Source organism: Enterococcus sp. E5-37 (assembly GCF_035726925.1).
In the GTDB taxonomy this organism is placed as follows: Bacteria; Bacillota; Bacilli; order Lactobacillales; family Enterococcaceae; genus Enterococcus_B; species Enterococcus_B faecium.
On record NZ_JAPMLG010000003.1, the window covers coordinates 1 to 13,554 of the forward strand.

The 13,554-nt window shown below is 36.2% G+C and carries 12 protein-coding genes; 3 read left to right on the plus strand and 9 right to left on the minus strand.

From position 1 onward, the window contains the following. Nucleotides 1–177: 177 nt before the first annotated feature. Nucleotides 178–1,614, plus strand: coding sequence for a DNA-binding protein (locus tag OS138_RS02870; RefSeq protein ID WP_080489827.1), 1,437 nt, complete (start codon nt 178–180; stop codon nt 1,612–1,614). A 164-nt stretch (nt 1,615–1,778) separates the two neighbouring features. On the opposite strand, the gene OS138_RS02875 is transcribed toward OS138_RS02870, so the two are convergent. Both OS138_RS02875 and gadC read right to left on the minus strand, forming a co-directional pair. Continuing rightward, the gene (locus tag OS138_RS02875) at nt 1,779–3,179 is read right to left on the minus strand and encodes a glutamate decarboxylase (RefSeq protein ID WP_002287852.1); all 1,401 of its coding nucleotides are present in this window, start codon (nt 3,177–3,179) and stop codon (nt 1,779–1,781) included. A 12-nt stretch (nt 3,180–3,191) separates the two neighbouring features. Then, nucleotides 3,192–4,703, minus strand: coding sequence for a glutamate:gamma-aminobutyrate antiporter (gadC, locus tag OS138_RS02880; protein ID WP_002323137.1), 1,512 nt, complete (start codon nt 4,701–4,703; stop codon nt 3,192–3,194). Nucleotides 4,704–5,159: 456 nt separating this feature from the next. Here gadC and OS138_RS02885 point away from each other — a divergent pair, with 456 nt between their 5' ends. Then, nucleotides 5,160–6,338: an IS256-like element ISEfm2 family transposase gene (locus tag OS138_RS02885; RefSeq protein WP_002330719.1), complete on the plus strand. Its 1,179-nt coding sequence runs from the start codon at nt 5,160–5,162 to the stop codon at nt 6,336–6,338. Nucleotides 6,339–6,447: 109 nt separating this feature from the next. Here the strand turns inward: OS138_RS02885 and OS138_RS02890 are convergent, their stop codons facing one another. The 3 genes from OS138_RS02890 to rlmH form a co-directional block, all read right to left on the minus strand. Continuing rightward, nucleotides 6,448–7,617, minus strand: a complete 1,170-nt coding sequence (locus tag OS138_RS02890; RefSeq protein WP_002313998.1) for an IS256 family transposase — start codon at nt 7,615–7,617, stop codon at nt 6,448–6,450. Between the two features lie 70 nt (nt 7,618–7,687). Further along, nucleotides 7,688–8,239, minus strand: coding sequence for a PDDEXK-like family protein (locus OS138_RS02895; protein ID WP_002299296.1), 552 nt, complete (start codon nt 8,237–8,239; stop codon nt 7,688–7,690). A gap of 202 nt (nt 8,240–8,441) precedes the next feature. Next, nucleotides 8,442–8,921: a 23S rRNA (pseudouridine(1915)-N(3))-methyltransferase RlmH gene (gene rlmH, locus OS138_RS02900; protein WP_002287841.1), complete on the minus strand. Its 480-nt coding sequence runs from the start codon at nt 8,919–8,921 to the stop codon at nt 8,442–8,444. 428 nt (nt 8,922–9,349) lie between these two features. Between rlmH and OS138_RS02905 the strand changes: the two genes are divergently transcribed. Continuing rightward, a complete protein-coding gene (locus OS138_RS02905; protein ID WP_325069683.1) occupies nt 9,350–10,639 on the plus strand; it encodes a S1C family serine protease in 1,290 nt (429 codons plus the stop codon). A gap of 38 nt (nt 10,640–10,677) precedes the next feature. Here OS138_RS02905 and ytpR read toward each other — a convergent pair whose 3' ends face one another. The 4 genes from ytpR to pepA all read right to left on the minus strand — a co-directional run bounded on the left by ytpR (nt 10,678) and on the right by pepA (nt 13,516). Then, complete coding sequence (gene ytpR, locus OS138_RS02910; RefSeq protein ID WP_002338603.1) at nt 10,678–11,283, minus strand: YtpR family tRNA-binding protein; 606 nt, start codon at nt 11,281–11,283, stop codon at nt 10,678–10,680. 204 nt (nt 11,284–11,487) lie between these two features. Then, entirely contained in the window at nt 11,488–11,952 is a 465-nt protein-coding gene (locus tag OS138_RS02915; protein ID WP_002287838.1) for a universal stress protein, read from the minus strand. A gap of 21 nt (nt 11,953–11,973) precedes the next feature. Then, complete coding sequence (locus OS138_RS02920; protein ID WP_002287837.1) at nt 11,974–12,294, minus strand: thioredoxin family protein; 321 nt, start codon at nt 12,292–12,294, stop codon at nt 11,974–11,976. A 142-nt stretch (nt 12,295–12,436) separates the two neighbouring features. After that, complete coding sequence (gene pepA / locus OS138_RS02925) at nt 12,437–13,516, minus strand: glutamyl aminopeptidase (RefSeq protein ID WP_002294156.1); 1,080 nt, start codon at nt 13,514–13,516, stop codon at nt 12,437–12,439. Nucleotides 13,517–13,554: the final 38 nt, after the last annotated feature.

Below are 13,554 nucleotides of genomic sequence, written 5' to 3' on the forward strand. Positions count from 1 at the left end.
AAAAATTTCTAAACAGAAGCCATAAAGGTTTTCAACAGGTAACCGATACATTAGTTTCAATGTTTACTGAGTAACTAATTATTTTGCAGGAGGACAATTTATTTACACAAAATTATTGACGCTCCCAATGTTGGTAGAGTTATAATAGTTATGTATAAAATGACTAGGAGGAGTACTATGTTGGAAACCTATCTGGAGAAAAGTATTTTTCGTCAAGTTTACATTTGTGAGCAATTACACGAAAAAGGGACCATTCAGATTCGCGAAATAGCAGATCAATTGAACGTTTGCCCACTCACTGTCACTAACGACTTGGAATGCATTACCGACATACTCCATCAGCAAATTATTTCAGTGGAGAAAGCTAGAAGTAGCTTTACAGTCGCATTCGACTCTTCGTTTTCGAGGTTGTCACTCACTCAACTCATCTATCAGCGCTCTGACTTTTTCAATGTATTAGGACATTATTTATCAGGGGAACACAATTGGAGTAATATAGCTAATACTACCTTCATTTCGTTAAGCAAAGTTTACAACTTACGAAATGAGTTGATTGATTTTTTTAAACAAATGCAGTACTTAAATGCTGATGGCCATTTTGAAATTCCTGAAAAGGATTATCGAAGTTTGTTACTAACGATAATCTATGAGACAAATCGGACGGAGTTGATCCAGCTAAATAAATCAATTATTCAAAGCGGTCAACAATTGATTGATTATGTAGAAAAACATTTTTTTTCAAGAAGTTACCCTACAGTTGAAAAACAATTTATTTTGTTAGGTATCGCTATCGGTTTGCAGAGATCTAAGACTAACCCAATATATTTTAGTCAGGAAGAAAAAAGAGTTGCCCGACATACTCCCTTGTTTCAGCTAATACAGAAAGGATTAGAGCAACTTTCTTTCTCTTTATGTCATGACGAAGATGAATGCTTTTATATCTACTTTCTATTCAACTCTAGAAATTATCTATGCGATAACTTTGAATTGTTACAAAAAGACTTGAACGTTGTTTATCAAAACCATGTAGCAGATAACCCTTTGGTGATTGAGCTCAGTCAAAAACTTATCTTATCTCTGAATATATCTGAAGAAAATCAGATACTTTTTGATAAAGCATTTCTCCCGTTTATCCGCTCACTTTGGGCTGATATTCAGATATTTCAACCTGATAAGACTTACTTGTTAAATGAAGAGCAACGCGCTTTGTACTTAGAAGTTCATGAAATTCTTGAACAATGGCGAAAACAAAACAATTTATTTCTGCGTTGGAATGAGAATTCTATTCGTAAACTAACCATTAGTTTAAGTCTTTTAAATGAGCATAAACGGAAATCTCCAATTGAAGTGTTCATAGTAGCTCCGTCAGACTTTAGGTATTTATACTATCGACAACAGTTAGAAGACATTTTGGGAGAACACTTTTCTATTAGTAATATCATTTGTAAACAACTTAGAGAAATAGTAGACGACACTTTCTTTTGTACTCAGCGGATTATACTTTGCGATAGTTCTTTATACCAAGAAGGCTTAGGTAGTGAGAAAACAATTATATATCCGATTACTTTTCAAACAATTCATACTGTTATCGATCAATTGAACAAGCAAATTTGACTGAACTACTTACAATAAGAGTAATGATGAATAGAACAACAGCTAAGATTGAGAGTGTAACAAATGAATATCATATATTTATTCAAATAGATTTAAGGAGCTGTGTGGTAATCACAACTCCTTTTATTAGTTAATTAACTTCTTTTATATTTCTCTGAAGAATTTTAGTGAGTAAAGCCGTACGTTTTCACATCCTGTTTTTTATGATAAACAATATGAGCTTTATTCAACTCTTCAATTGCTTGGTTCATATCTTGTACATAATCACCAGCCATGTTCATTCCAAAGTCTGCTCGAACAACTAAGCGTTGAATAATTAATTGATCCAAGTCTTTAGGTAATGGGTAGGCTGGGACTTGCCATCCCTTCATTAACAGACGATCAGATAAATCATATAGTGTCCATTCGCGATTGGGATCTTCTTTCAGCTTATAGCACACAACTGGCAATTCTGATCCATCATTAATGATTTCAAAAATACCAGTTTTTTCGATCTCTTTGGCTAAATAAACAGCAACATCATGAGTTCTTTGGTGAATATCACGATAACCATCAAAGCCATAGCGTACAAAGTTGTAGTATTGACCAATTAGTTGTGCTGCACTATGAGAGAAGTTGATAGCCATAGTTGGCATTTCTCCACCTAAGTAACTAACTTTAAATACTAATTCTTCTGGTAAGTATTGTTGGTCACGCCATAAGACCCAACCCACACCTGGATATACCAAACCATATTTGTGACCTGAAGAATTAATTGAGATAACATTTTTCAATTGAAAATCCCAAACTAGATCAGGTTCAGTAAATGGTGCATAAAAGCCACCCGATGCAGCGTCAACATGAATGTATACTTTATAGTCAGTTTGTTTATTGTGAGCTTCAACTAAATCATTCAGACCCTTGATATCATCATAACGACCAGTGTAAGTAATACCCATAATACCTACAATACCAATTGTGTACTCATCCACATAATCCATGACAGTATCTAGATTAATTGACATATGTTTTTCATCCATTGGGACTTCTCTCAGTTCCACATCCCAATATACACAGAATTTTTCCCAACAAACTTGGTAACCAGAAGAGATCACCAGGTTAGGTTTTTTTGCTTGAATATCAAGACCTAATTTTTCAGCACGTTTACGCCAAGCAAATTTCATGGCCATACCACCCAGCATGCAGGCTTCTGAAGAGCCGATCGTTGAAGTTCCCATGAATTTTTCATTATTTGGAGCATGCCATAAATCAGCAATCATATTTACACAGCGGTTTTCAATTTCCGTTGTTCGTGGGTATTCTGATTTATCAATTGCATTTTTTTCTAACGTTTGGGTCATCAATTTCACTGCTTCAGGTTCCATATACGTTTGACAAAAAGTAGCTAAGTTTAATCGCGCATTTCCTTCATCCAACATCTCGTCTTGTACTAATTGATAAGCAATTCGTGGTTCAATGGATTCTTTGTTTAACTTATATTTAGGCAAGTCAACATCCTCACTTGCAGAGCCAAAAATTGGTTCCAAATAGTTTTTTTCTTCTTGATTATCTTTTCCGTATAACATAATGAACTCCTCCTAATGTTTTAAAATATGTTCATCATTTTTTGTAACGTGGTGCTCTCCTCTAGCAGCTGGATAAACAGCGGGATTAGCGTCTTCAGCTTTCACGTGAGTAGGTTCCTCAATAGTTGTGTGAGCACTTTTATCATGTACTTCATAAATGATAAAAGGTAAAAGAACAGTCACTACAAAGCTAATAAGTAGTATGATTTGGTATGTTCGGTGCTCACTAGCTGCAATTGAAGCTGGTGGTACAAAAGAGATAAGCAATGCGAACACTGATAAAATAAAACCAATTCCACCGATAATCGTTTTGCCAACAGTTTTTCCTGGTACATTGTAAGTTCGTTTTAAGTCTTTTTTCTTAAAAACTAATACAAAGTAACCTAGGAAAAATAGTAAATATCCTACGAGATAAATGACAACAGTTAAGGAGATTGCTACTAAGAATGATAAATTGTTGCCTCCTCCACCAAAAGTTAAGACTGCTGCCCAAATAGTAACGATAATTCCTTGTATCATAATCAACGGAACTGGAACGCCTTGTTTATTAGTTTTCCGGAAGAAAACTGGTAACAGACCTCGCTGAGCAGCTGCAAACATCCCTCGTGATGGACCAACTACCCAAGAACTAACTTCACCCATAACGCCAAAGGCAATCATGAGAGCAATCACTTTTACCAACCAATGCAAATGACTGTTAAAATGTAAAATAAGCGTTTCAAATGTTTGGATTACACCAGCACTGAGAGACAAGTCATGTTGTGGAATAACCGCTGCTACTGAGAAACCGCCGATTGCATCTAAGGCGATGGCCAAAATCACTAGTAAAAACATTGCCAATGGGTAGTTTCTTTGGGGATTTTCCAGCTCATTAATATGTGATGCTGAAGCTTCTACGCCCATATAAGCCAATATAAAAGATACAAATACTACTAAAGTTGAAAGCTGAGAAAAGTCAGGAATAAAAGCTTTCGCATTAATAGCCATTTGAATCGGATTACCGCCGATAAAGTAGGCTGCTGCTAAACCAAAGAGAATGATCGAAGGAATAACAATTCCAATGACAAATCCTGCTTTAGCAATTTTAGCGGTACGATTGGTCCCGCCCAACTGTGAAAAAGTCAGTACCCAGAAAATGACTAATACACCAATAAACTTGATAAATGGATCTGTATTAAGCTCTGGAAAATTAATTACATACGACAGCGCTCCTAGTATGAAGTAGATCATTGTAATAAAACCTACTGTAATTTGAAACCATTGGAAAAAAATAGCTGCAAAACCAAAACGTTCTCCTAAAGTTTGACTAACCCAACTGAAAATCCCACCATCTTTCCATCCTTCAACTGTTGCCATTTCTGCAGCACATAAAGCAACTGGTAGAAACCATAAAATACCTCCCAAAAGAAGAAAGAAAACCAAATGTAATTGTGATGTTGCAAAGGTCGGATACTCATAAACAGTCAAAACCATGGAAGCTGTCAGGGCAAAAAAACCGAATAGAGATAACTTTTTTTTATCCATATTATTACTTCCCTTTCCTATTTAATTTGTCATTCCTACCAAGGTTATGGAAAATCGCTTATTTGAGCTTGCATTATTTTGTCCACCTCTTTTCTACAAGACAAAGTATAGCAAGCAAAATTCTTCTCCACTTCCAGAATTTTTTATTTTCATTTTTAGAAAAGTGAAAAAACTGACAACAAAAGCTTGTTTCTTTCACTCTATTAATATCTTTAGTGAAAAAGCTCGTTTTATATCGTATTCTTCCAGCGAATGTACTTCTCATAAGTCCAAAAAAAGCTGCGAAAAAGAAAGTACCTCGGTACCTACTTTTTCGTAGCTGCACATAACTTGAGCAAGTATTAATCGAAGATACTTTTGTTGAGAGTGTAAAATATTTTGTGTAAATAGAAAAAAGGAAGTCCCTTCTGTAGAATAGAGTTACCACAACACATTCACAGAAAAGAGGACTTCCATATGAACGATTTTACTACAGAAATTCTAAAGACTCTAGCGAACAAAGGCGATTTGAATGAATTATTCCGTGTCCATTTGGAAAAAGCTGTCAATACGCTTCTCAAAACGGAGTTAACGGCTTTCCTCGATTACGAAAAGTACGATCGCATTGGTTTTAACACGGGTAATTCTCGTAACGGCTCCTATGACCGTACGGTCAAGACCGAGTACGGGGAACTTCATCTCCAGATTCCGCGCGACCGCAACGGCGAGTTCAAGCAACAGACTGTTCCTGCTTATAGACGGACGAATGATACCTTAGAGGAGACCGTCATTCACCTCTTCCGAAAAGGTATTACCATGTCGGAAATCGCAGACTTGATTGAGAAAATGTATGGGCATCACTACACGCCCCAAACCATGTCCAACATGACTAAAGTGCTGACTGAAGAAGTAAATGCATTTAAAGTTAGAACTCTAAATGATAAGTATGTCGCTATTTTCATGGATGCTACTTATATTCCATTAAAACGGCAAACCGTCTCCAAAGAAGCAATCTATATTGCCATTGGTATACGAGAAGACGGCACTAAAGAAGTACTAAGTTATGCGATTGCTCCGACTGAATCGACCTACGTTTGGAATGAGTTGTTACAGGACATTTACTCCAGAGGGGTTCATGATGTCTTACTGTTTATTACCGATGGCTTAAAAGGCATGAAAGATACGATTCACCAGATTTATCCTAAAGCTAAATACCAACATTGCTGTGTTCACGTTTCCCGTAATATTGCTCATAAAGTACGTGTCAAAGATCGAAAAGAAATCTGTGATGATTTTAAGGCTGTTTATCAAGCTAGCTCAAAGGAAGAGGCAAATACCTTTTTAGGGAGTAAGATTGAGAAGTGGCAGAAAACTTATCCTAAAGTGACGCAGTCACTGATAAAAAATCAAGATTTATTGACTTTTTATGAGTTTCCGCCTGGTATCCGCCGAAGCATTTACTCAACTAATTTAATCGAATCTTTCAATAAACAAATCAAGAAATACAGCCGCAGAAAAGAGCAGTTTCAAAATGAAGAATCACTAGAGCGTTTCCTAGTATCCATCTTTGATATATACAATCAAAAATTCTTAAATAGAAGCCATAAAGGCTTCCAACAAGTGACGGATACATTAGCTTCAATGTTTACTGAGTAACCCATTATTTTGCAGAAGGACGAGTTATTTACACAAAATTATTGACGCTCCCTGTTTGGGTTGCGTCAAGAATTATGTGTAAATGGAAAAGCCCATTCTGTTGATCAAGTTAAAACATTGATTCTAATGTATCATGTATTTCTTTAAAACCTTTATGAACTCGGCATAGAAACTTTTGATTATAGTTGTTGAATTGAGATACTAGAAATCTCTCCAGAGATTCTTCATTAGGAAATTGCTCTTTTCTTTTGGTATATTTCTTTAATTGTTTGTTAAAACCTTCAATCAAATTAGTTGAATAAATAGTTCTTCTGATTGACGGAGGGAAATTATAAAAGGTTAATATAGCAGGATTCATGAGCAATTTAACCACTCGTGGATACTGCTTTTTCCATTTATCTATCATAAACCTTATTTGATTATTTGCTTCTTCTTTTGAACTTGCTTGATAAACTAATTTGAAATCGCTACAGATTTCTTGTCGATCACTAACACGAACCTTATGAGCGATATTTCTAGATATATGGACACAACATTGTTGAAATTGAGCATTTGGATAAACACTATGAATACTATCGTTAATGCCACTTAAACCATCAGTTACGACTAATAAAACCTCTTTTAAACCACGGTCTTTTAGGTCTTGAAGAATCTCTTTCCAAACATAAGCAGATTCAGTTGGAGCAAGACTAAACCCAAGAACCTCTTTGGTTCCATCTAATCGAATGCCAATTACAATATAAACTGCTTCTTTTGAAACAGTTTGTCTTTTTAAAGGAATATGAGTAGCATCCATAAAAATGACAGAGTATCTGGATTCTAAGGACCTTTCTTTAAAGGCAATAATATCTTCAGAAACTATTTTAGTCATATTTGAAATGGTTTGTGGCGTATAGTGATGCCCGTACATTTTTTCAATCAATTCAGAGATTTCAGACATAGTAATTCCTTTTTGAAATAGCTGAATAATAGTGGTTTCTAAAGAGTCATTGGTTCTTTTATAAGCAGGTAAAGTTTGTTGAGAAAACTTACCATTTCTATCTCTAGGAATCACCAAATTTAATTCTCCATACTCTGTTCTGAATGAACGTGAATAATTCCCATTACGGGAATTACCTGAATTGAACCCAGCACGATCATATTTTTCATAATCAAGAAAAGCTGTTAATTCAGCCTGCAATAATGAATTAACAGCTAATTCTAAATGACATCGAAATAATTCATCTAAATCACCTTTATTGATTAGTGTTTCCATAATTTCTGTAGTAAAATCGTTCATATGGAAGTCCTCTTTTCTGTGAATGTGTTGTGGTAACTCTATTCTACAGAAGGGACTTCCTTTTTTCTATTTACACAAAATATTTTACACTCTCTTCAACGATATTCTTGTAAGTAATTATGCCCCAACTAGGATTTGTGGGTTCATTTCCATCTGGAGTTAAAAAAACAAAAATTTTTTTATAGTTAGAATAATTGCGTTCTATATATCTTTGGTATTTATTAAGTTGCCCTCCAGACTCCGAAGACAGAATTTTATTTTCGATGCACACCACTATTTTATTTTTTTCCGATACCAATAAAATATCAATATTCTTATTTTCTCTGTAAACAATTAAATCTTCATAGCTATTAAGTAAAGCATCAAAATAATTGATAGCAGCTTTGGTATCATCATTAGAATCTATATACCTTTTCAAAAACATTTTAAAAAACTCATCAGATAAATTGTGGGTTTCATTTGGAGCAAACAAAAAAGCTAAAAAATTACTATGTCTTATTTCATTTTTAGATAGCTTAAGTATCTGAAATATATTTGTTTTCCCAGTCCATTTAGATAGTTTTTCTTCAATATCATCCATATCCTCCAATAGATTTTTTAAACACTTTTTTTCATCTATCATGTTTTTTCTCCTTGCCATTATTCTAACTAAAATTTTACGTATTTGTTTCTATGTCTACATTATCTTTTTAACAGTATCTATTTTTCTTTTGCAACTTACTTGGCTACCAAAGCAAATAAAAAAGTTATTTATAAATTTCTCCCTACCACTACCTATTGCTATTATTTAAAATAGGGATAATTTTTTCTCTTAAAAAATATCATTATTTGTGGTATGGAGCCCCCGCATTGATCCGGAAGGCACGGTAGATTTGCTCGACAAGGATCAGACGCATCAATTGATGTGGATACGTCATTTTTCCAAAAGAGATCTGAGCATTGCTTCTTTTCATGACGGCTTCGCTGAGTCCTAAAGAGCCGCCGATAACAAAAACAAGGTGGCTTTTTCCTTGGATACCTAATTGGTCGATTTGTTTAGCAAAAGATTCGCTTGTGGGATTTTTTCCTTCAATTGCTAAGGCATAGACGTATTCTTGTTCTTTGATTTTCGCTAAGATCCGTTCCCCTTCTTTTTCTTTTACTTGTCTCATTTGCGCTTCGCTTAAATTCTCCGGGGCTTTTTCGTCAGGAACTTCGATCAATTCGATTTTTGCATAGGCATTCAGCCGTTTGACATACTCATTGATACCTTGGATCAAGTATTTTTCTTTTAATTTTCCTACTGAAATAATTTTGATATTCATGTTTTCTCTCCTTTGATCTTCACGCTCACTTTGTTTATTATAATCAATTTTTTCGTCTATATGTTTATTTTGGCTATTTTTGTTAAAAAGATTTCCCCAATAGTTATGCACAACATCCACAGGTTTATCCACAGAAAACAGCGTTATTTTACCTTATTTCATCACATTCATTAGGCAAACATACGTTTTATAAAAATTTATCCACTTTATACACAGGCTGTGGATATGTTTTATCCCTCATTTTTCCAATCCTATCCGCGTAGTTTTACACAGTTTCTGTGGAAAAAAGCAAATCAAATATTTTCATCTGAAAACAATGGTTTTTCCTAAAGTTTTTCATAAAAAGTTCACAGTCTCAAAGTAGACTAAAGTCAACAAATAAGACTATACTAACAGTAGATAAATGAATGTAATTGGAGGAGGAACACATGGATAGAAAAAATGTGACACCAAAGATGAAAAAAAATAAAAATAATAGCCTCTGGCGTAAGTTAGGTCTAGGGCTTGTTGGAGGGATCGTTGGAGGATTACTGACAGCTGGTATTTTTTATGCAGCGATAGGCACTGGCAACAATAGTTCTACTGCTACAAGCGGCAATCAGAATTCTGCTGGTGAAACAGTTGTGGAAAACGTCAAAGTCAATGTAGATTCTGATATCACCAAAGCAGTAGATAAAGTTCAAGACGCTGTCGTTTCTGTTATCAACTTACAAAGTCAAAACCAATCAAGCGGTTTTGGCGGACTATTCGGGCAGCAAGAAGAAAGTAGCAGCTCAGATGATAGTAATTTGGAAGCTTATAGTGAAGGAAGCGGCGTGATCTACAAAAAAGACGGGAATACTGCTTATGTAGTCACAAACAACCACGTAGTAGATGGCCAGCAAGGTCTTGAAGTCTTGATGAAAGACGGTACGAAGGTAAAAGCTGAATTAGTTGGAACAGATGCTTATTCAGATTTAGCGGTGTTGAAGATCAATTCAGACAAAGTCGAAACAGTTGCCTCTTTTGGTGACTCAAGTGCTCTGAAGGTTGGTGAGCCTGCGATTGCGATTGGTTCCCCACTAGGATCTGAATATGCAAATTCTGTCACTTCAGGAATCATTTCTTCCTTGAACCGACAAGTGACAAGTACGAATGAATCGAACGAAACAGTCAATATCAATGCGATCCAAACAGATGCAGCAATCAACCCTGGAAATTCTGGTGGTCCTTTAGTGAATATCGAAGGTCAAGTTATCGGTATCAACTCAAGTAAGATCGCAAGTACTTCTGAATCTACTTCTAACGTAAATGTAGAAGGAATGGGATTTGCTATTCCAAGTAACGATGTAGTGAATATCATCAATCAACTGGAAAAAGACGGAAAAGTGACACGTCCAGCTCTAGGTATCACAATGGTCGACTTATCTGCTGTTTCTACTCAGCAGCAAGAACAAATCTTGAAGATTCCTTCATCTGTAACTAACGGTGTCATCGTGACAAATGTCCAAACAGCTACACCGGCTGAAAAAGCTGGATTGAAACAATATGATGTCATTACTAAGATCGATGACAAAGAAGTTTCTTCTGGTGTAGAACTTCAATCTGCTTTGTATAAGAAAAAAGTGGGAGATTCTGTCAAAATCACTTACTATGAAGGCTCAAAAGAAAAAACAACTACTGTTGAATTGACGATCGATCAATCGGCATTAAAACAAAATCAAAATAGTGAAAATTAATAAAAAAGAGGTTGTGACAAAGACTTGTCACAACCTCTTTATTTTGGAAATGCTTCTCCGACTACGGCATCCTCAGGCAATACTAAGATTCCTTTTTTTTCTGGAGCATTTGGCAAATGCAATTCACGAGCGGAACAAATCATTCCATAGCTGTCTACCCCTCGCAAAGTTCCTGGCCAGATCATCATTCCATCCGGCATCATGGCTCCTGGTTTTGCAACGACAACTTTTTGTCCAGCTTCGATATTGGGTGCACCGCAAACGATTTGCAATACTGTACCATTGTCTACTTCTGTCTCAGTAATCGATAAATGGTCAGAGTCAGGATGCGGGACGCATGTTTTTACGTACCCGACAACGATCTTCGGTTCATGATCAGCTTCAAGCTGTTCTTCGAATCCTGCTTCTTTGATCAATCGATTCAATTTCGCTAATTCCTCATCTGTTAAGCTTACTTGGCCGTTCCCTTCGATTGTTAGATGATCGGAGATATGGAAAAAGTTCCAAGCAACAACTTGACCTTGTTCATCTTTGATCCGAGCAACATTCCATTTACGTTCAACAGTGTTTTCTGTTCCTTTATCGTCGGCTATGATAACCATCAAAGTGTCTCCGACGTGTGCTTTGTTATAAGCAAAAATCATGTTCTTTCCTCCATTATCCTTTGCTGAGATTTATCTTAACAAAAAATTGCATTCACTGCATGAGATTTTTTTCATGCTTTATTTCCGAAGAAGCTTCTTCTGGAATACCATTTATTCGTAACAAGGGACTGTGACAAGACTTTTGTCACAGTCCCTTTACTGTTTTAGTGAATTGATTAAAAAGATTATACAAGTTCCACTTGCTTAATTACTTGGCTGTTCTTCTTCGTCAGAAACGATCAAGACATCACAAGGTGAATGACGTATCACGTAGCTGGCTACACTTCCTGTCATAAAGCGTTCGACTGCATTTAGACCTGACTGCCCAACCATGATTAGATCGATCTCATATTTTTTTGGCAATTTGACTGCCATGGATTCACGAACAGAACCATATGCAATAATTCCTTCTATATTTGTGTAATCAACAGATTTCCCATATTCTTTACATTCTTCGATCATTTCCTTGGCTGTTTCAGTTTGCTGATCGACTAGATTTTGATCAATAGGTGCATAGCCCATAAAGTTATAAAATTGCTGATCGATTACGTTTGCTACATATACTTTCCCATTATTACGGCGAGCCACTTCTACTGCTTTTTTGAAAGCAGCAAGGGCTTGTTCACTACCGTCGATACCTACTAAAATATTCTTATATTCTTGATTCATCTTGACCCCTCCTAACAGATGTCAGCCTTTCGTTACACTTTCTAGGAACGATTCGATTTCCTGTTTTGTTTTACGATCTTTATTCACTAGACGACCTAATTCTTTTCCGTCTTGGATCACGACAAAACTTGGGATACCAAAAATGTTCCATTCAGCGGCTACATCTATGTACTTGTCACGGTCTACTTCAATAAATTGCCAATCAGAAAAGTCATTTTCAATTTCAGGCATTTGCGGTTTGATAAAACGGCAGTCTCCGCACCAGCCGGCAGTAAAGAAAAATACACTCTTTCCAGTTTCTACGTAGCCTGCTAATTCTTCTAAACTATTTGGGATAATCATTCTTTGTCCTCTACTTTCTGTTTATGTATTTTTCAATTAAATTATACACCTTTCTTTCGAACTAACAAACATTGATCCTCTTTTTATAAAAAAAATCTGGCAAAAGCAACCTTTTGCCAGATTTTATAGTTTCACTATCGCGTTATTTTCCGTATACGATCGTATTCACTGTTGATTTATCCAAACCTTTCAGTGTTTGAATCAACATTTCTCGTGCAGCTTCAAAATCGCGAATACTGAACATCGTTTGATGCGTATGGATATAACGTCCCACTACGCCAATCACTGTACTTGGGATTCCTTCGTTTTGTGTATGAGCAGCACCTGCATCTGTACCGCCTTTTGAAACAAAGTATTGATAAGGGATATTGTTTGTTTCAGCGATATCCAGCAAGTACTCGCGCAAACGAGGAAGCATGATCAAACCTGGATCTTGGATACGCATCAATGTACCTTCTCCTAAATGTCCGAATGTGCCATTTTTCGTCACTGTATCATCTGCTGCAGAGCAGTCTACTGCAAAGAACAGATCTGGCTTGAATTTATTGACAGAAGCTTTAGAACCACGCAAGCCTACTTCTTCCTGGACATTCGCGCCTGCAATCAATGTATGACCTAATGTTTCATTTTGCAACGCTTCTAAAGCTTCTAATACCATTGTACAGCCATAGCGGTTGTCCCATGATTTGCTGATGATATTCTTTCCGTTGGCTGTTTTGATCGTTTCAGCGTAAGGAACGATTGTGTCTCCTGGAAGGACACCGTAACTCATTGCCTCTTCTCTTGATTCAAACCCAGCATCGAACAAAATATCGGTTACTTCTACTGATTTTTGTCCGCTTGTTCCTCGCAATAAATGCGGGGGAACGGAAGAAGAAATACATGGATAATTCTTACCAGTAGAGGTTTTAAGTGTAAAACGCTGTGCAGAAACAACGTAAGGATTCCAGCCGCCTAGAGGTACGACTTTAAAAAGCCCGTTTTCTTGGATTTGTGTCAGCATGAATCCGACTTCATCCATATGTGCTGCGACCATTACACGGGGTGCATCCGCTTCTTCATGATGGCGCAGACCAAAAATGCCGCCCAAACCATCTAACTGTAACTCATCTACCAGCGGTTCCATATGACTTTCCATATAAGCGCGAACATCTTGTTCAAAACCGCTTGTTCCTTGTAATTCTGTTAACTCTTTGATTCGTTGAAATGTTTTTTCTTCCATATGCTATTCGTCTAAATTTCAGACTAAACTCCTCTCAG

Excerpts from the sequence above, each read along its gene's own strand:
- OS138_RS02870 (WP_080489827.1), top strand. The coding sequence starts at position 178 with ATGTTGGAAACCTATCTGGAGAAAAGTATTTTTCGTCAAGTTTACATT.
- OS138_RS02875 (WP_002287852.1), bottom strand. The coding sequence starts at position 3,179 with ATGTTATACGGAAAAGATAATCAAGAAGAAAAAAACTATTTGGAACCA.
- OS138_RS02895 (WP_002299296.1), bottom strand. The coding sequence starts at position 8,239 with ATGATAGATGAAAAAAAGTGTTTAAAAAATCTATTGGAGGATATGGAT.
- OS138_RS02915 (WP_002287838.1), bottom strand. The coding sequence starts at position 11,952 with ATGAATCAAGAATATAAGAATATTTTAGTAGGTATCGACGGTAGTGAA.
- OS138_RS02890 (WP_002313998.1), bottom strand. The coding sequence starts at position 7,617 with ATGAACGATTTTACTACAGAAATTATGGAAACACTAATCAATAAAGGT.
- gadC (WP_002323137.1), bottom strand. The coding sequence starts at position 4,703 with ATGGATAAAAAAAAGTTATCTCTATTCGGTTTTTTTGCCCTGACAGCT.
- OS138_RS02905 (WP_325069683.1), top strand. The coding sequence starts at position 9,350 with ATGGATAGAAAAAATGTGACACCAAAGATGAAAAAAAATAAAAATAAT.
- OS138_RS02885 (WP_002330719.1), top strand. The coding sequence starts at position 5,160 with ATGAACGATTTTACTACAGAAATTCTAAAGACTCTAGCGAACAAAGGC.
- OS138_RS02920 (WP_002287837.1), bottom strand. The coding sequence starts at position 12,294 with ATGATTATCCCAAATAGTTTAGAAGAATTAGCAGGCTACGTAGAAACT.
- pepA (WP_002294156.1), bottom strand. The coding sequence starts at position 13,516 with ATGGAAGAAAAAACATTTCAACGAATCAAAGAGTTAACAGAATTACAA.
- ytpR (WP_002338603.1), bottom strand. The coding sequence starts at position 11,283 with ATGATTTTTGCTTATAACAAAGCACACGTCGGAGACACTTTGATGGTT.
- rlmH (WP_002287841.1), bottom strand. The coding sequence starts at position 8,921 with ATGAATATCAAAATTATTTCAGTAGGAAAATTAAAAGAAAAATACTTG.